Annotated in this window: 20 protein-coding genes; 10 read left to right on the top strand and 10 right to left on the bottom strand. The window is 73.5% G+C overall.

Features of this window, described 5'->3' with window-relative positions; translation table 11 throughout:
• Positions 1-41 precede the first annotated feature (41 nt).
• Both EFE23_RS11775 and EFE23_RS11770 read right to left on the bottom strand, forming a co-directional pair.
• Positions 42-494 (bottom strand): pyridoxamine 5'-phosphate oxidase family protein, encoded by a 453-nt coding sequence (locus EFE23_RS11775; protein ID WP_123240937.1) that lies wholly within the window; start codon positions 492-494, stop codon positions 42-44.
• A gap of 54 nt (positions 495-548) precedes the next feature.
• Complete coding sequence (locus tag EFE23_RS11770; RefSeq protein ID WP_123240936.1) at positions 549-1,142, bottom strand: pentapeptide repeat-containing protein; 594 nt, start codon at positions 1,140-1,142, stop codon at positions 549-551.
• A gap of 66 nt (positions 1,143-1,208) precedes the next feature.
• Here EFE23_RS11770 and EFE23_RS11765 point away from each other — a divergent pair, with 66 nt between their 5' ends.
• Complete coding sequence (locus tag EFE23_RS11765; RefSeq protein WP_123240935.1) at positions 1,209-2,441, top strand: serine hydrolase domain-containing protein; 1,233 nt, start codon at positions 1,209-1,211, stop codon at positions 2,439-2,441.
• Positions 2,442-2,505: 64 nt separating this feature from the next.
• Positions 2,506-3,147: an NAD(P)-dependent oxidoreductase gene (locus EFE23_RS11760; RefSeq protein ID WP_123240934.1), complete on the top strand. Its 642-nt coding sequence runs from the start codon at positions 2,506-2,508 to the stop codon at positions 3,145-3,147.
• Positions 3,148-3,154: 7 nt separating this feature from the next.
• On the opposite strand, the gene EFE23_RS11755 is transcribed toward EFE23_RS11760, so the two are convergent.
• Positions 3,155-3,619 carry a PPOX class F420-dependent oxidoreductase gene (locus EFE23_RS11755; protein ID WP_123240933.1) on the bottom strand — a complete coding sequence of 155 codons (465 nt, stop codon included), beginning with the start codon at positions 3,617-3,619 and terminating at the stop codon, positions 3,155-3,157.
• 90 nt (positions 3,620-3,709) lie between these two features.
• Positions 3,710-4,351: a DUF6642 family protein gene (locus EFE23_RS11750; protein ID WP_123240932.1), complete on the bottom strand. Its 642-nt coding sequence runs from the start codon at positions 4,349-4,351 to the stop codon at positions 3,710-3,712.
• Positions 4,352-4,682: 331 nt separating this feature from the next.
• Here EFE23_RS11750 and EFE23_RS11745 point away from each other — a divergent pair, with 331 nt between their 5' ends.
• On the top strand, positions 4,683-5,459 hold the full coding sequence (locus tag EFE23_RS11745) for a D-Ala-D-Ala carboxypeptidase family metallohydrolase (RefSeq protein WP_123240931.1): 777 nt from the start codon (positions 4,683-4,685) through the stop codon (positions 5,457-5,459).
• 162 nt (positions 5,460-5,621) lie between these two features.
• Here EFE23_RS11745 and EFE23_RS11740 read toward each other — a convergent pair whose 3' ends face one another.
• From EFE23_RS11740 to EFE23_RS11730, 3 genes are all read right to left on the bottom strand, one after another.
• The gene (locus EFE23_RS11740) at positions 5,622-6,077 is read right to left on the bottom strand and encodes a hypothetical protein (RefSeq protein WP_123240930.1); all 456 of its coding nucleotides are present in this window, start codon (positions 6,075-6,077) and stop codon (positions 5,622-5,624) included.
• A gap of 127 nt (positions 6,078-6,204) precedes the next feature.
• Positions 6,205-6,813 (bottom strand): response regulator, encoded by a 609-nt coding sequence (locus tag EFE23_RS11735; protein ID WP_123240980.1) that lies wholly within the window; start codon positions 6,811-6,813, stop codon positions 6,205-6,207.
• Positions 6,814-6,884: 71 nt separating this feature from the next.
• The gene (locus EFE23_RS11730; RefSeq protein ID WP_123240929.1) at positions 6,885-8,123 is read right to left on the bottom strand and encodes a sensor histidine kinase; all 1,239 of its coding nucleotides are present in this window, start codon (positions 8,121-8,123) and stop codon (positions 6,885-6,887) included.
• A gap of 133 nt (positions 8,124-8,256) precedes the next feature.
• Between EFE23_RS11730 and EFE23_RS11725 the strand changes: the two genes are divergently transcribed.
• Genes EFE23_RS11725 through EFE23_RS11710 form a run of 4 tightly spaced genes read left to right on the top strand, consistent with a single transcriptional unit; the run spans position 8,257 to position 11,169 of the window.
• The gene (locus EFE23_RS11725) at positions 8,257-9,156 is read left to right on the top strand and encodes an ABC transporter ATP-binding protein (protein ID WP_123240928.1); all 900 of its coding nucleotides are present in this window, start codon (positions 8,257-8,259) and stop codon (positions 9,154-9,156) included.
• On the top strand, positions 9,153-9,932 hold the full coding sequence (locus EFE23_RS11720; RefSeq protein ID WP_123240927.1) for an ABC transporter permease: 780 nt from the start codon (positions 9,153-9,155) through the stop codon (positions 9,930-9,932). The genes EFE23_RS11725 and EFE23_RS11720 overlap by 4 nt, the downstream gene beginning before the upstream one ends.
• Positions 9,933-9,934: 2 nt before the next feature.
• Positions 9,935-10,636: a YqeB family protein gene (locus EFE23_RS11715; protein WP_123240926.1), complete on the top strand. Its 702-nt coding sequence runs from the start codon at positions 9,935-9,937 to the stop codon at positions 10,634-10,636.
• 38 nt (positions 10,637-10,674) lie between these two features.
• Complete coding sequence (locus EFE23_RS11710; RefSeq protein WP_123240925.1) at positions 10,675-11,169, top strand: hypothetical protein; 495 nt, start codon at positions 10,675-10,677, stop codon at positions 11,167-11,169.
• 48 nt (positions 11,170-11,217) lie between these two features.
• Here EFE23_RS11710 and EFE23_RS11705 read toward each other — a convergent pair whose 3' ends face one another.
• Positions 11,218-11,718 carry a M6 family metallopeptidase gene (locus EFE23_RS11705; protein WP_123240924.1) on the bottom strand — a complete coding sequence of 167 codons (501 nt, stop codon included), beginning with the start codon at positions 11,716-11,718 and terminating at the stop codon, positions 11,218-11,220.
• A complete protein-coding gene (locus EFE23_RS11700) occupies positions 11,660-12,244 on the bottom strand; it encodes a hypothetical protein (RefSeq protein ID WP_123240923.1) in 585 nt (194 codons plus the stop codon). The genes EFE23_RS11705 and EFE23_RS11700 overlap by 59 nt, the downstream gene beginning before the upstream one ends.
• A gap of 452 nt (positions 12,245-12,696) precedes the next feature.
• Here EFE23_RS11700 and EFE23_RS11695 point away from each other — a divergent pair, with 452 nt between their 5' ends.
• From EFE23_RS11695 to EFE23_RS11685, 3 genes are all read left to right on the top strand, one after another.
• Positions 12,697-13,662 carry a ParA family protein gene (locus EFE23_RS11695; RefSeq protein WP_123240922.1) on the top strand — a complete coding sequence of 322 codons (966 nt, stop codon included), beginning with the start codon at positions 12,697-12,699 and terminating at the stop codon, positions 13,660-13,662.
• Entirely contained in the window at positions 13,659-14,042 is a 384-nt protein-coding gene (locus EFE23_RS11690) for a Rho termination factor N-terminal domain-containing protein (RefSeq protein WP_123240921.1), read from the top strand. Before EFE23_RS11695 ends, EFE23_RS11690 begins: the two co-directional genes overlap by 4 nt.
• Positions 14,043-14,413: 371 nt before the next feature.
• Complete coding sequence (locus EFE23_RS11685; RefSeq protein ID WP_123240920.1) at positions 14,414-14,953, top strand: DUF1697 domain-containing protein; 540 nt, start codon at positions 14,414-14,416, stop codon at positions 14,951-14,953.
• 35 nt (positions 14,954-14,988) lie between these two features.
• Here EFE23_RS11685 and EFE23_RS11680 read toward each other — a convergent pair.
• Positions 14,989-15,841: MBL fold metallo-hydrolase (locus EFE23_RS11680; protein ID WP_199737023.1), on the bottom strand; the 853-nt coding region annotated here is incomplete at its 5' end.

Genomic DNA, 15,841 nt, shown 5'->3' with positions numbered 1-15,841 from the left:
GCTGCCACCACAAGGCATTTTCCCGACAGTGGGATGTGCGCTCAGCGGCGCTCCCGCCGCTCCAGACCCCGGCCGGGATGCCAGCTCTCGATCACCAGGTGGTCCGGCGGATCGCCGACCCGGGTCAACACCACCTCGGTCAGCTCGACCCGGAACCGGTGTGAGCCGTCCTCCCCCGGCGGCTCCTCGTGCGCCCGGCCGGCGATCTTCGCGTCCCCGCCCCAGGACGCCGGGTCGTCCTCGGGGGCGTCCTCGGTCGGGCAGTGCAGCGCCACCCGGGGGTCGCGGCGCAGGTCGAGCGCCTTGCGCGCGCCCGCCATGCTGCCCAGCCGGAGCTGGCCGTCGTCGCCGAAGTCGAACTCCGTGCCGCTGATCCGGGGCGAGCCGTCCCGCCGCAGGGTCGCCATCGTGCCGTGCTTGCGGACCGCGAAACGGGCGCGCACGCGCGCGGCGAAGTCGGGTTCGGACGCCACCAGGTCGGACCACCATGTCATGCCGGTCAGCCTGGCAGGGAAACCTGACAGGCTACGGCGCATTTCCGCCACGGGTCAGCGGATCTCGAAGCCGAGCGCCTGGGCCAGCACGACCGCCTGTTCCGCGTCGACGATCGCCCCGGTCCGCTCAACGGCCGTCGGGTCCAGCGCGGTCAGGTCGCTGCCCCGCAGGTCGGCCCGGATCAGCTTGGCCGCGTGCAACTGCGCCCCGGACAGGTCGACGCCCGTGACGGTGGCGCCGGTCAGGTCCGCGCCGGTCAGGTCGACCTCGCGCATCCGGACGTCGGTGATCCGCACCCCGCGCAGGTCGGCGCCGGGCAGGGCCACGAACGACCAGTCGCCGCCGTCGATCCGCAGCGGGCGCAGGTCACACTGGTCGAAGCCGCTGCCCACCAGCTTGCAGCCGGTGAACTCGGCCTCGAAGAGGTTGCAGCGCTTGAACGTGCAGCGGGTGAACGCGGAGTCGGTGTGCCGGGAGGCGTTGAAGGCCACGTTGCCGAAGACGCACTCGGTGAAGCTGGCCCCCTGGCTCAGCGCCTCGGTCAGGTCGACGTGGAAGAACTCACAACGGACGAAGTGCCGGTCGACCAGTTCCTCGGCGTACCAGTCCTGGTGGCGGTAGGTGACGTCCTCGACGGTCTCCGGCATGCGACCGACATTAGTGGGGGCTGCCGACACTTCCCGGTCCGGCTACCGGGCGGTAGCGTCGGCGCCGTGAACCTCGCAGTGAGCACCGACCCCGCTGACATCGGCTTCGACCCCGCCCGGTTGGCGCGGATCGACGGGCACTTCGGCAGGTACGTCGACGACGGGCGGCTCGCCGGCTGGCAGATCGTGGTGACCCGCCGGGGCGAGGTGGCCCACTCCTCGACCTACGGGCTGCGGGACCGGGAGGCCGGCACACCGGTCGAGGCGGACACCCTGTGGCGCATCTACTCGATGACCAAGCCGCTCACCTCCGTCGCGGCGATGATGCTCTGGGAGGAGGGCCGGTTCGAGCTGAACGACCCGATCAGCCGCTGGCTGCCGGAGTTCGCCGACGTCCGGGTCTACGACAAGGGCTCGGTGCTCAAGCCGTACACGGTGCCGGCGGTCGAGCCGATCCGGGTCTGGCACCTGCTCACCCACACCGCCGGCCTGACGTACGGCTTCGCGCAGAGCACGGTGGTCGACGGCCTCTACCGCAAGGCCGGCTTCGACCTGGGCGTGCCGTCGGGCGCCGACCTGGCCGCGGCCTCGGCCGGGCTGGCGCAGCTGCCGCTGCTCTTCCAGCCGGGCACGAGCTGGAACTACGGGGTCTCCACCGACGTGCTGGGCCGGCTGGTCGAGGTGGTCTCCGGGCAGCGCCTGGACGCCTTCTTCACCGAGCGGATCCTGCGCCCGCTCGGCATGACCGACACCCGGTGGTGGGTCGACGAGCCGGACGCCAAGCGGCTGGCCGCCCTCTACACCCCGCACCCGGCCACCGGCGAGGCGGTCCGCGCCGACGGCATCGGCCGGGCCGCGCTGGCCGAGCCGAGCTGGTTCTCCGGCGGCGGCGGCCTGGTCTCCACCGCCGCCGACTACCACCGGTTCACGCAGTTCCTGCTGCGCGGCGGCGAGCTGGACGGGGTCCGCCTGCTGGGGCCCCGGACGATCCGCTTCATGACCCGCAACCACCTGCCGGGCAACCGGGACCTGGCCTCGTTCTCCCCGGAGGGGTTCGCCGAGACGGTCCTCGACGGCATCGGCTTCGGGCTCGGCTTCGCCGTGGTGCTGGACCCGGTGCCGTCCCGCGTGCCGAGCAGCGTCGGCGAGTACTACTGGGGCGGCCTGGCCAGCACCGCGTTCTGGGTGGACCCGGTCGAGGAGGTCACCGCCCTGCTGTTCACCCAGCTCATGCCGTCCAGCACGTACCCGCTGCGCTCGCAGCTGCGCCAGCTCGTCTACTCCGCGCTGGTCGACTGAGCGCGGCGCGGGCGTGATCCGCGTAACGGCACCGGGCGTCCGCCGGTTTCCCTAGCCTGGGGGCATGGCCAACATCGTCGTGTTCGGTGCCGGCGGCACCGCCGGGTCGCGGATCTCGGCGGAGGCGGCGGAGCGGGGGCACCGGGTCACCGCGGCGGTACGCCGCCCGGAGGCGACCAGCTACCTGCCCGCCGGGGTACGCACGGTGACCGGCGACGCCACCTCGCCCCGCAGCGTACGGGAGCTGGCCGGCGACGCCGACGTGTTCGTGGTGGCGATCGGCGGCGGCGAGCGGGACCTGTGGCGCGACGCCGCCCGGACGCTGGTGGACACGCTGCGCGAGCTGCCCGACCCGCCCCGGGTGATCCACGTGGGCGGCGGGGCGACGCTGCTGACCCCGAAGGGCACCCCGTACCTGGACGAGCCGGACTTCCCCGAGGAGTACCGGGACTCGGCCGAGGGCCAGGCCGAGGCACTGGCCCTCTACCGTTCCTCGACTGACGGGGTGACCTGGACGTACGTCTCCCCGCCGCCGCTGGAGTTCCACCCGGGCGAGCGCACCGGGCACTACCGCACCGGCACCGACCACCCGGTGACGGACGCGCAGGGCCGCTCGGTGCTCACCTACGAGGACCTGGCGGTGGCGATCGTCGACGAGATCGAGAACCCTCGGTTCCGCAACGCGCGCTTCACCGCCGCGTACTGACCGGCGTTCAGTCGGCGAGCCGGGCCGGGAAACCACCGGTGGCGATCGGCCCCCAACTCTCGACCGTGATCCGGATCAGCGACTTGCCCTGCTTCACCATGGCCTCGCGGTACTCGTCCCAGTCCGGGTGCTCACCGGAGATGCTGCGGAAGTACTCCACCAGCGGTTCCAGCGCCTCGGGCAGGTCGAGCACCTCGGCGGTGCCGTCCACCTGCACCCAGGGGCCGTTCCAGTCGTCGGAGAGCACGCAGGCGGAGACGCGGGGGTCGCGCCGGATGTTGGTCACCTTCGCCCGCTCGGGGTAGGTGGAGATCACCAGCCGGCCCTCGGCGTCGACACCGCCGGAGACCGGCGAGGACTGCGGCCGGCCGTCGGCGCGGGTGGTGATCAGCAGGACCTTGTGCCGGGGGCGGAGGAACTCGATCAGGGCCTCCCGGTCGACCCGGGTGTTGGTCGCGATGGTGCGTGCCATGTTTCGGTTCTACCAGGCCGCCCCGCCACCGGCCTGCCCAGCCCGCCGGCCCGCCTGGCCGCGATCTGCGGCAGGTCGGGGGTGTCGCTCTCAGCGGGGGCGGTGGACGACGCGACGCGGCGTGGGCTGTGCCGGTACCCGGGGCCGCGCCGCCGGACGCCAGGCCCGGCCATTCGCGTAGATCACCCGGAAGCCCAGGTACGACGCCAGGGGCGCCCAGTGGGCGGACCCCATCCGCAGCTCGGCGGCGTTGTGCCGCTGGCCGTTGGCCAGCACGTCCAGCAGGACGGTCTCGAACGCCGCCGACTCGACCCAGTCGACCTCGCGGGTGAACCCGCAGATCAGCGCCGCGCCGGTCAGCTCGAGGAAGTCCCGTAACGCGGCGTCGGAGGCGCGCAGCACCGAGCAGCTGCCGAAGTAGAGCCGGCGACCCTCGCACCGGCCGGCCATCCGTTCCGCGACGTCGGCCAGCTCGACCGAGTCCCAGTCGGTGAGGCAGAGCCGACTCGGCTCGCCGTGCATGGCGAAGAAGCCGACCCGGTAGTCCGCGTACTGCTTGAGCAGCCAGCGGTCGAGGAAGTAGAAGAGCTCGTCGCGGGTGGCGGCGTCCTTGTGGATGAACCGGATCTTGCCCAGCCGTTCGAGCAGTTCGAGCGTGGGCAGGACCGAGCCGCGCTCGTTGAGGTCCCGGTGCCACTGACCCTCGACGCAGAAGATGCCCCCACGCGCCAACGCCCACCTCCCCGGCCCCGTGAAACCCCTGAGCGGCCCCGGCGGAGACGTTACCGGGCCATCGGGGCCCGCCGACATCACCCTAGGTGTCCTCGGCTCGCCACTTCCGTCACGACCGCACGGTTACGACCACGCCGAGCCCGGCAGGGCCGGAATGGGCGATTTGCAATTTCCCTGCTTTTCACAGCGAGTGCCCAGCAACAAGCAATTATGAGAACAATTCCGATTATTGCCTCCGAATGGTCCTCAACGCTGTCAAGGTGGATGGCACGGGACGTCCGGGTCGATGTCCTGCTGACACCTCATTCGATCTCTTATCGGGAGGCCTTTCGTGCGCGTCAACACCCTCAAGCGGGCAGCCGTCGCCCTCGCGCTGGCACTGCCCGGGGCCGCGATCGCCACCGTGGTCGCCGCGCCGGCCGCCCACGCCGACGGCTGCTACACCTGGAAGCGGACCCTCTCCCAGGGGCGCTCGGGCGACGACGTCCGACAGTTGCAGATCCGGGTGGCGGGCTGGGCCGCCTACCGGGACATCGTCCGGATCGACGGCATCTACGGTCCCGAGACCGCCGCCGCCGTCCGCAGGTTCCAGGCCGCGTACGGGCTGCGGGCCGACGGCATCGCCGGGCCGCAGACGTTCGCCAAGATCTACGACCTGCAGGACAACGACTGCACGCCGAAGCACTTCAGCTACACCGAACTCGACAACGGCTGTGGCGTGGGCGGCTGGAGCGGCGGGCCGCTGTCCGCGAGCGCCACCCGGCAGGACGCGGTACGCACCATGTGGAAGCTGGAGGCGCTGCGGCGCAGCCTCGGCGACAAGCCGCTCTACGTGAGCAGCGGCTTCCGCAGCATCGCCTGCAACCGGCAGGTCGGCGGGGCGTCGGACAGCCAGCACCTCTACGGCAACGCGGCCGACGTGCTCTCGAAGACCTCGTCGCTGTGCACCGTGGCGCGCAACGCCCGCAACCACGGCTTCAGCGGCATCTACGGCCCCGGCTACCCCGACCACGACGACCACGTCCACGTGGACTCCCGCCGGGAGAACAACCAGGACAAGAGCAGCAACACCACCAGCTGGTCCGCGCCCGACTGCGGGATCGGCTGAGCCGACCCGCCGTGGACGGCGGCCCGACGCGGGGGTATGGGGCCCCGCGCCACCACGGGCCGACCCGCCGTGGACGGCGGCCCGACGCGGGGGTATGGGGCCCCGCGCCACCACGGGCCGACCCGCCGTCCCGTTCCCGGGTGTGCCTGAGACCAGCGGTCGTCAGCTCGCCCGGGGCCAGCGCGGCCGGGTGGCGGGGGGCGCCACGGGCCGGCCGGTCCCGCCGGGCCGGATAGCGGGCCGCATGCCGGGTGCGGCCGCCCGCCCGGCCGGGCCGCGCGGGGTCTGGGTGCCCGGCGCCGGCGGACGCGCCGCCGGCCCGGTCAGCACGAACGGGAAAGGCACGTGCACGAACGGGTTGCCGTGCCGCACCAGCGCGTCGATCTGACGCTCGTTGAGGCCGTGGGCCTCCAGCACCCGCCGTCCCCACCGGTGCAACCGGCAGGGGTACGCGGAGCCGTCGTTGCGGCACTTCGGCCCGGCGGGCCACTCCTCGGCGGCGTGCACCACCACCGCCCGGACCGCGAGCCGGACGTCCTCCGGGGTCAGCGATGCCGGCACCGGCACCTCGCCCAGGATCTGATCGATGGGATCCGTCGACTGCTCACCAACTCGCACGGCAGGCCTCCCGCAGTTCGGCAGCGGTGCGGCCGACCCGCCGCACCACATCCTCGACCACTGGTACGGACCGCCGCGGGTAGGAGTTCAATGCGCCGGGCGGTCGGCAGGTCCGTTGCCCGGCGGCTCAGACCAGGCCCGCGTCGTGCACCAGCAGGGCCACCTGCACCCGGTTGTTCAGCGCCAGCTTGGTGAGCAGCCGGGACACGTACGCCTTCACGGTCGGCACGCTCATGAACAGCTCCGCCGAGATCTCCGCGTTCGTCCGCCCCTGGCCGAGCGCCACGGCCACCTCCCGCTCGCGCGGGGTCAGCCCGTCCAGCAGCCGCAGCGCCCGGGCCTGGCGGGCGTCCGGCCCGGACGCCGGCGTCGGCGCGGTGACGTGCGCGATCAGCGTCCGGGTCACCGCCGGCGACAGGGTGGCCTCGCCCGCCGCCACCCGGCGCACCGCGGTCACGATCTCGGCGGGCGGGGTGTCCTTGAGCAGGAAACCGCCGGCCCCGGCGCGCAGCGCCCGCAGCACCTGCTCGTCGGCGTCGAACGTGGTGAGCACCAGCACCTCCGGCGGGTCCGGGGCCGCCCGTAGCGCCTCGGTGGCGGCCAGCCCGTCCACCCGGGGCATCCGGATGTCCATCAGCACCACGTGCGGGGCGTACGCGGCCACGGCGGCCGGCACCTCGGCCCCGTCGGTGGCCTCGCCGACCACCCGGATGTCGGGCACGCCGCCGAGGATCATCGACAGCGCGGCCCGGACCAGCGCGTCGTCGTCGACGATCAGCACCCGGACCGGGTCCCGGTCCCCGGCCGTCACGACGCCGGCCAGGGCAGCCAGGCGGCCAGCCGGAAGTCGCCGTCGGCGTCCCGCCCGTGCTCCAGCCGGCCGCCGGCGAGGGTGACCCGCTCGGCGACCCCCACCAGCCCGGTGCCCGTGCCGGGGATCGGCGAACCGGGCCCGCCCACCGGCCACCGGTTGCGGATCTCCACCGCCAGGCCGGCCTCGGGGCCGCCGGCCAGCCGGACGGTCACCACCGCCCCGGGCGCGTGCTTGCGGGCGTTGGTGAGCCCTTCCTGCACGATCCGGTACGCGCTGCGCCCGACCGCCGCCGGGACGGCCGTCGCGTCGACCACCTCGTCCAGCACGCTGACCCGTACCCCGGCGGCCCGCGACTCGGCGACCAGCGCCGGCACGTCGCCGAGGGTGGGCTGCGGGCGTTCCGGCGCCCCACCAGCGGCCGGTTCGGCGCGGAGCACGCCGATCACCTCGCGCAGGTCCTGGAGGGCGGCGTGCGCGCTGGCCCGGATCACCCCGGCCGCCTTCGCGACCTCGGCCGGCGGCGCGTCCGGACGGAACTCCAGGGCCCCGGCGTGCAGGCTGAGCAGGGAGATCCGGTGCGCGAGCACGTCGTGCATCTCCCGGGCGATGCGGGTGCGTTCGAGCTGGCGGGCCTGGTCGACGCGGAGCTGCTGCTCGGCCTCGGCCCGGTCGGCACGGTCGCGCAGCGAGAGCACGAGCTGGCGGCGGGCCCGGACGAACAGCGCCCACGCCACCACCGCGCCGATGAACAGCAGGGTCCAGACCGTGGTCGCCCAGAACGGCAGCACCGGATCGGGGCGGAGCATGACGTACAGCGGGCTGCTCAGCAGGTGCCAGCCGACCAGCGCCGCCGCCACCGGCAACGGCCGGTGCACCAGCACGGTGAACACGATGATCAGCAGGGCCACCGACGCGGTGACCGAGAAGAGCACCAGCGGCGCCGTGGCGACGGCCAGCCCCACCGGCCAGCGGCGCCGCAGCCAGAGCGCGGCGGCGGCCGTCGCACCGAGGACGAGGTCGACCTCGTTGAGCCAGGACGGGCCGGTGTTCAACGCGAACTGTGGATCGGGGCGTACCGAGTCGGTGAAGGCGAGCACCACCCAGCCGATGGCGAGCAGGAAGGCCAGCGCGTCGACGACCCAGTCCCGTGGCGTCCGGCGGATCGCCCGCGACGTGGGCGCCAGCGACCCCGGCAGCAGCCAGGGGTGATCGGGTACGACGGCACTGCTCACCCGCCCATGCTAGGAAGCGGCTCTCCCCCGCCACCAGCTACCAAAGTCGACGCCCGACGGTAGACCGAGGTATCCCCGGCTACCGACCGCCGGCCGCAGCGCCCGGCCGGGTGGCGCCGGCAGGCTCGACGACATGATCGAAGTCGAGCACCTCACCAAGCGGTACGGCGCGCACACCGCCGTCGAGGACGTCTCGTTCCGCTGCGAGCCGGGCACGGTGACCGGCTTCCTCGGCCCGAACGGCGCGGGCAAGTCCACCACCATGCGGATGATCTGCGGGATGACCGCGCCGACCTCGGGCGGCGCCCGGGTCGCCGGGCGGCCGTACCGGGACCTGCCGAACCCGGGCCGCGAGATCGGGGTGCTGCTCGACGCGTCCGCGCAGCACGCCGGGCGCACCGGGCGGGAGGCGCTGGCCGTGGCCGCGCTGACCATGGGCGTGGACCGACGGCAGGTCGCCGCGAAGCTCGACCTGGTCGGGCTGAACCAGACGGCGGCGAGGCGGCGGGTCGGGGCGTACTCCCTGGGCATGCGGCAGCGGCTCGGCCTGGCACTGGCGCTGCTGGGCGACCCCCGGGTGCTGATCCTCGACGAGCCCGCCAACGGCCTCGACCCGGAGGGGATCTTCTGGATGCGCGGCCTGCTGCGCGACTTCGCCGACCGGGGCGGCACCGTGCTGCTCTCCTCCCACCTGCTGCGGGAGGTGGAGGCGGTGGCCGACCGGCTGGTGGTCATCGGGGGCGGCCGGGTGGTCGCGCAGGCTGCCCGGGACGAGCTGCTGGCCGGCGCCGGCACCCTGGTCCGGGCCCGCGACCAGCAGGCGCTGCGGCTGACCCTGGACCGGGCCGGGCTGGCGGGGACCGCCGGCACGGACGGCGGCTTTCTGGTCCGGGCGGAGCCGGAGGCCGTGGGCCAGGCGGCGGCCGAGGCCGGCCTGGTCCTCACCGAGCTGCGTCCGGCCGGCAGCGGCGGACTCGAACAACTCTTCCTCACCCTCACCGCCGGCGTGTCGACCAGGGAGGCCGTCCGATGACCACGCTCACCGCACCCGCCGTCGAGACCCGCCGGCCCGGCACCGGCCCGTCGGCGGCCCGGCTGACCGGGGTGGAGTTGCGCAAGCTCGCCGACACCCGGGCCGGCCGCTGGCTGTTGATCACCATCGGCCTGGTCGCGGCCGGCATCGTCACCGTGCAGGTGTTCGTGCTCAAGGACGCCGAGCAGACCTTCACCGCGTTCTTCACCCCGTCGCTCTTCCCCGTCGGGCTGCTGCTGCCGGTGCTCGGCATCCTCTCCGTCACCGGCGAATGGTCGCAGCGCACGGCGCTGACCACGTTCGCCCTGGTGCCGCGCCGGCACCGGGTGGTGGCGGCGAAACTCGCCGCGGTGGTGCTGGCGGCGCTGGCCTCGGTGCTGGTGAGCCTGGCCGTCGCCGCCGTCGGCACGCTGGCCGCCCGGGCCACCGGCGGCGCCGGCACCTGGACCTTCGACTGGCACCTGCTGCCGTACGCGGCCGTGTTCCAGGTGGCGAACGTGCTGATGGGCGTCGGCTTCGGCCTGCTGCTGCTGAACACCCCGCTGGCGATCGTCACGTACCTGCTGCTGCCGACGGTGTGGAGCATCCTCTCCGCGATGATCGAGGCTCTGCACGGGCCGGCGCGCTGGCTCGACACCTCGATCACCATGCAGCCGCTGCTCGGGGCCGACGTCACGGCCGGGCAGTGGGGGCGGCTCGCGGTGTCGCTGCTGGTCTGGCTGGTCCTGCCGCTGGTCGCCGGGCTGGTCCGGACCCTGCGGCGGGAGGTGTCCTGACCGTGGCGGGTCGGGAGCCGGGTGCCGTGGTGGTCACCGGCGGGGCCGGCGAGCTGGCCGTGCTGTGGGTCGGATTCCCGCTGCTCGGGGTCGGGCTGGGCGCGGCGTTCACCGCCGCGTCCGGCTGGCTGGCCGACCTGCCGTGGTTCCCGTTCCAGGGCTGGTTCGCGCTGCTGGCCGGGCTGCCGGAGGGGCGGTCGTACCCGGTCGGCGCGGGGCTGGCCGGGCTGGCCGGCGCGGCCCTCGCGTACCTGGGCACCCGAGAGCGGCTGACCGTGACGGTGGGCCGGGAAGGGGTGCGGCTGCACCGCGACGGGCAGGGCCGGGACGTCGACCGGGCCGCGGTCGCGGCCGTCTTCCTCGACGGCAAGGCGCTGGTGCTGACCGACGCCGCGGGCGGCGAGCTGGTGCGGGAGCCGTCGGATCTGAGCCCGGCGGCGCTGCGCGCGGCGTTCACCGGGCAGGGCTGGCCGTGGGTCGGGCAGGATCCGTACCGGGCGGCGTACCGGCGGTGGGTGCCCGGACTGCCGGGGCTGCCGGCCGGGGCGGACGCGCTGCTGCGGGCCCGGCAGCGGGCGCTCGACACCGACCGCGGCGGGGAGGTCCGGGAGCTGCGGGGGGAGCTCGCGCGGCTCGGGGTGGTGGTCCGCGACGAGGGGAAACGGCAGTACTGGCGGGTGGTTGCCGGTCCCTCCGACCCCTAGACTCGCCGGTGATCCGCCCCCGGGAGATGGGAAGTCCCGTGCGTCGCTGGCCCGCCGCCCTGACTCTGGTCCTGCTGCTCGCCGGCTGCGGCGGGAAGGCTCCGGCGACCGAGTTCCCGGCCTGGGAGGTGCCCTCGCCGACGGCGTCCGCCCCGCTGACCCTGAAGGAGGCGAAGGGGCGGTACCTGTCGATCGTGGCGCCGTACAACACCGCGCTGGATGAGCTGCAGGAGGCGCTGCGGGCCGGCAAGCCGTGGCGGACCGTCCGGAAACTGGCCGGCGCGGTCGCCACCACCAGCGCCGCCCACGCCGAGCAGTTGCGCACCACCGCCTGGCCGGCGCCGGTGCAGGCGCCGGTCGCGGCGCTGCTCAAGGAGAACGAGGTGGCGTTGCGGCACTGGCAGTCGGCCGCCGAGGCGACCGGCGCCCAGGCGCTGATGCGGGAGATCCGCGCCGCCGCCGCGCATGATGGCGGCGCGGAGGCCAACCGGGTACGCAAGAGCCTCGGCCTCCCGGTCTACAAGAAGCCCTGAACTTCGGGCCCGCGCCGACGTGCGGCGCGGGCCCGAAGGGGTGGGAACCTACTTGGCGTTGCCGGTGTTCCTCACCCGGAACGTGTAGCCGGTGTCCATGTACGCGGCGTCGGTCGAGTACCGGAACCGCACGTCCGTCGTGCCGGCCGGCAGGTCGGCGGTCAGGTGCTGGTAGACCGGGTCGTCGACGAAGTACTCGCCGCCGGAGGTGCCGGTCAGGCCGTTGCCCTCGGTGTTGTTGCCGTGCGGGTCGTCGTTGGTGGTGACGACCTGGCCGGCGTCGGTGCGCAGCGGCACGGTCACCCAGTCGCCGTTGACCTGGGCCTCGACGAAGCCGTAGTCCCAGCCCTCCTCGATGAAGTACCAGCTCCAGAAGTCCAGCGAGGTCACGGTGCCGGAGGCGGCGACGTCGAGGATGTTGTCGTTCTGGCTCTCGTACCCGCCGTACCAGTGGGTGGTGCCGGTGTGCGGCGGGATCACCGTCTCGTCGTCACCGTCGAAGGCCAGCGCCACGGTCGGGCCGGGGTCGCGGAACCGCTCGACCGACATGCCGAACGGCACGGCGGTGGTGTCCTGGCGGTTCTTCAGCCGCGCCTCGATGGTCCAGGAGGTGTCCGCCGCCGGTCATGCCGTCCGCCTGCTCCTCGAAGATTTTCTTGATGAGCAGGTCACCGGCCTTGCCGTCGTACTGCTTGTCCGGGGTGTAGGTGCCGTCGCCGTTGCCGCCGGCCTGCTCCCAGAGGTACTGGAAGTAGGTGAACGAGGCGCCGTAGTTGGCCAGCGTGCTGCCCCAGCGGGTCAGCGAGGTCTCCTCGTAGAAGACCTGCTGGTTGCTCAGGTGCGAGCCGCCGGCGTCCAGGCCGTTGAGGAAGATGGCGAAGTCGGCCAGGCCCTCGTCGACCCAGGACAGTTCGCCCGGGTCGCTGTAGTTGTGCAGCAGGTGCTGCAGTTCGTGCGCCACGGTGCCCTCGTACAGCTCGGGCCGGTCGTTGGCCGGGTTGGCGTCCCGCCACGGCGAGTCGTTCGGGCCGACCCGGTTCGCCCAGTCCAGGGCGTCGACCACGATGACGTTCATCCCGTTGGTGTGCCTGGGTGAGGGTGAACTGCGCGGCCGTGGCGGTGGCGCAGGGCTTGAACTCGTCGCCCGGGTTGTGGTCGAACTGCGGGTCGAGGCTGGCCACGCCGGCCGGCGCGGTGCCGTCGAGCGGGGTGCCCTTGGGGACGTAGGTGTAGACCGGGGTGCCGCGCGCCCGCCACCGCGGCCGCGATCCGGCTCGGTCGTCTCATTCGCCCGCAGATGCCTCCTGCCGGTGCGGCGGTGATCAGCTCCGTCACCGCCGTCGGGTGACACGTCCCCTGCCGCTGCGGCACGAACGGTCGTGGCGGGCCGCCGTACGGGTGACGGCTCCGGACCGTACGTGCTATCCGCCGGGATTCTGAGCGGCCTGCCGACGGTGGCGGCGGCCGGCGTCCCGGCCCACGAGCCCGGCCCGGCTACCGCTACCGTTCCGGGTCGGGGAGGTGCCGGTGTACGTCGTATCGGTGATCAACTACAAGGGCGGGGTCGGCAAGACCACGATGACCGCCAACCTCGGGGCCGAGCTGGCCAACCGGGGCATGAAGGTGCTGCTGATCGACCTCGATCCGCAGGCCAGCCTGACGTTCAGCTTCTACGAGCCGGACGACTGGCGGGACCGGCTGCGGGACGAGCGCACGGTCAAGCGCTGGTACGACGGGCTGCGCGGGGACACCCCGGAGGTGGCCCTCGGCGAGCTGGTGGTCAGTCCCGGCGCGGCGAACGCGCAGCTCAAGGGCGCGGGCCGGCTCGACCTGATCGCGTCGCACCTGCAACTGGTCGACATCGACCTGGCGCTGGCCCGGGGCGTGGCCGACGGCGACGAGTACGACGCCGAGCTGTTCCGGGTGCGCGGGTCGCTGGACCAAGGGCTGCACGACCCGGCGCTGGATCCGTACGACCTGGTGCTGATCGACTGTCCGCCCAACTTCAACGTGGTGACCCAGTCGGCGATCATCGCCAGCGACCACCTGCTCATCCCGGCGCGGGCCGACTACCTGTCCACGCTCGGCATCGACTACCTGCACGCCAACGTCCGGGAGCTGGTGGACCGGTACAACGCGGACTCCCGGCGGTTCGCGAAGATCCGCCGCCACCACAAGGTGGCCCCGGACATCGCGGGGGTGGTGTTCACCATGATCCAGCTGATGGCGCAGCGGCCGGTCGCGGCGCACCAGGGCTACATGGATCAGGTACGGGCGCTGGGCGTGCCGGTGTTCCCGACCGCGCTGCGGGAGAACGTCACGCTGTTCGCCACCAACACCCCGCGCGGGGTGCCGGCGGTGCTGCGGGACCGGGTCACCGCCCCGGCGGTCCGCGAGGAGTTGCGCCAGATCACCACCGAGTTCCTGGACCACCTCCAGCCGGCGTCGGCGGTGCGCCCGACCTCCCCGGTCGCCACCGGGGCGGACGCATGACCGCGCCGGTGCGGGCGGCGCTGGCCCGGGTGGCGGAGTTCCTGGCCGGACTCTCCGACGCCGAGGTGGCCGCCCTGGCCGAGGGTCGCGCCCGGCTCGCCGTCCTGCCCGCCGCCGGGCCACCCCGGGCGCCCGCCGAAGCGCCGGAATCCGCGTCCCCGGAGGACGTCGAGCGGGCGCACGCCGCGCTCGCCGCCATGGCCCGGCGCGACGAGGGTAGGGCGTACCTGTCGACGTGGACGGCCCGGGAGCTGCGTGCGCTGGCGGCCCGGGCCGGGCTGCGCGGAGTGGCGGGCCTGCGCAAGTCGGAGCTGGTCGACCGGATCGTGGACCGCACCATCGGCTTCCGCCTCGACTCCACCGCCATCCGGCGGCGCTGATCCGCGAGGCGGTCCGTCACCAGGAGCGCCGGCCGAAGCGTCCGGCCGGACCAACGGTCGCCGGCCGGACGGGCGGGACGTGTCGTCAGTGACTACAAACTTGATGACGTGAACGATTCACCGCGCGGACGGGCGGCCGCACCGCGGACCAGGTGACCGACCCGCCGACGGGTGGCGGACCCGCACATCGGCGACCCGTCGGCTGCGGGACCGCGGTGAGTCGTTCGCGTCATCAAGTTCGCAGGGGACTGCGGGTGAGGTGCGGCTGGCCACGCGGAACGACCCCGGGCCCCGCCGCGCGGTCGCCGTGCCTGGGCAGACGGCGGGCCCCTAGTCTGGGGGCCAGGAGACATCGACGCGAGGAGGCCCGGATGGCCCGCTACGCCGCCCTGCTGCGGGGCGTCAACGTCGGCACCACCCGGTTGCCGATGGCCGACCTGCGCCGCGTCGTCGCCGACCTCGGCCATGAGGACGTCAGGACCTACCTGCAGAGCGGCAACGTGGTCTTCACCAGCCCACCCAGGAAGGACGACATCCTGGCCCAGGGCATCGAACGCCGGCTCGCCGACGAGTTGGGGGTGCGGGTCCCGGTGCTCGTGCGCGGCCACGACGAGCTGGCCGCGATCGTCGACGCCGGCCCGTACGCGAAGCAGCAGGACGATCCGACGCGGTTGCTGGTGGCCTTCCTGTCGGCGAAGCCGACGGCGGCGAAGGTCAAGGACCTGGCCGTGCCGGCCGGCGAGAACATCGAGTACGCGGTCGTCGGCCGGGAGATCCACCTGCACTTACCCGACGGCGGCTACGGGCGGACGAAGTTCACCAACGCGTACCTGGAGAAGAAGCTGGGCGTGGTGGCGACCACGCGGAACTGGAAGTCGGTGCTGGCGCTGCGCGACCTGGCCGCCGGCTGACCGGCGGGGCCCGGGCCGGGCCCCGCCGGTTTCGCTCAGAAGCGGTACGCCGTGTGGTACTCGGGCAGCAGCACCCGGCTGCGCGGCGACACCCTGCGCACGGCGGCGATCAGGTCGTCGAGGCGCTTGCGGTCGCTCTCCGCCACCGTCGGCGGGTTGGTCAGCGGGGTCTCGAAGTTGTCCCAGTGCACCGGCACGACCACCTTGGGATGGTCGAGTGCCGCCATCAGCCGGGGCACGTAGTCGGCGGTCGAGGTGGTCGCGGCGGAGGCGACCATCGCCACGTCGGGGGCCAGCCCGACCAGGTTGCGCTCGTTGAGGTCGCTCGCCCCCATGAAGAACACCGACGGGCCGCCGGCCACCCGGATCTGGTACGCCAGGGTGTCCCCCTCGGGCAGGTCGGAGATCTTCTCCGGCCGCGGCGGCCGGCTGACCCGTACCCCGGGGAAGGCCACCGACCAGGCGGCGTTGCGGCTGTGCAGCGAGCTGACCACCTCGACCGTGTAGTCGCCGAAGTCGAGCACCTCACCGCCCCTGACCGGGGCGAGCTGGCCGGCCGGCACCCCGTACGCCAGCCCCAGGTGGTAGGCGGTGAGGGTGCCGAAGACCCGGGCGCCGGTGCGGCCGGCGAGGTACGGCACGTCGTTGAAGTGGTCCCAGTGGGTGTGCGTGACCAGGATGTTCTCGGCCCGGTCCACCAGCGGGTCGATGACCCCGGTGTCGACGGTCAACGGGGTGTCCGGGTTGAACTTCCCCGTGAACAGCCCGGTGTCGTAGCGGCTCAGGTACGGGTCGACCAGCACGGTGCGGTCGCCGATGTCGATCCGCCAGCCGGACGTACCCCACCAGCGGAAGCTGACCGCGCCGGTGCGGCGGGACCGGGGGACG

This window comes from Micromonospora solifontis (genome assembly GCF_003725545.1).
Taxonomy (GTDB): Bacteria; Actinomycetota; Actinomycetes; order Mycobacteriales; family Micromonosporaceae; genus Micromonospora; species Micromonospora solifontis.
Note: the sequence above shows the minus strand (reverse complement) of the source record. Positions and strands in the feature narration are given on the sequence as shown.

What these genes read in the sequence shown, in the direction of transcription:
- EFE23_RS11775 (WP_123240937.1), bottom strand. Translation starts at nt 494, where the DNA reads ATGACATGGTGGTCCGACCTGGTGGCGTCCGAACCCGACTTCGCCGCG.
- EFE23_RS11770 (WP_123240936.1), bottom strand. Translation starts at nt 1,142, where the DNA reads ATGCCGGAGACCGTCGAGGACGTCACCTACCGCCACCAGGACTGGTAC.
- EFE23_RS11760 (WP_123240934.1), top strand. Translation starts at nt 2,506, where the DNA reads ATGGCCAACATCGTCGTGTTCGGTGCCGGCGGCACCGCCGGGTCGCGG.
- EFE23_RS11755 (WP_123240933.1), bottom strand. Translation starts at nt 3,619, where the DNA reads ATGGCACGCACCATCGCGACCAACACCCGGGTCGACCGGGAGGCCCTG.
- EFE23_RS11735 (WP_123240980.1), bottom strand. Translation starts at nt 6,813, where the DNA reads ATGATCCTCGGCGGCGTGCCCGACATCCGGGTGGTCGGCGAGGCCACC.
- EFE23_RS11725 (WP_123240928.1), top strand. Translation starts at nt 8,257, where the DNA reads ATGATCGAAGTCGAGCACCTCACCAAGCGGTACGGCGCGCACACCGCC.
- EFE23_RS11720 (WP_123240927.1), top strand. Translation starts at nt 9,153, where the DNA reads ATGACCACGCTCACCGCACCCGCCGTCGAGACCCGCCGGCCCGGCACC.
- EFE23_RS11705 (WP_123240924.1), bottom strand. Translation starts at nt 11,718, where the DNA reads ATGTCGGTCGAGCGGTTCCGCGACCCCGGCCCGACCGTGGCGCTGGCC.
- EFE23_RS11700 (WP_123240923.1), bottom strand. Translation starts at nt 12,244, where the DNA reads ATGAACGTCATCGTGGTCGACGCCCTGGACTGGGCGAACCGGGTCGGC.
- EFE23_RS11690 (WP_123240921.1), top strand. Translation starts at nt 13,659, where the DNA reads ATGACCGCGCCGGTGCGGGCGGCGCTGGCCCGGGTGGCGGAGTTCCTG.
- EFE23_RS11685 (WP_123240920.1), top strand. Translation starts at nt 14,414, where the DNA reads ATGGCCCGCTACGCCGCCCTGCTGCGGGGCGTCAACGTCGGCACCACC.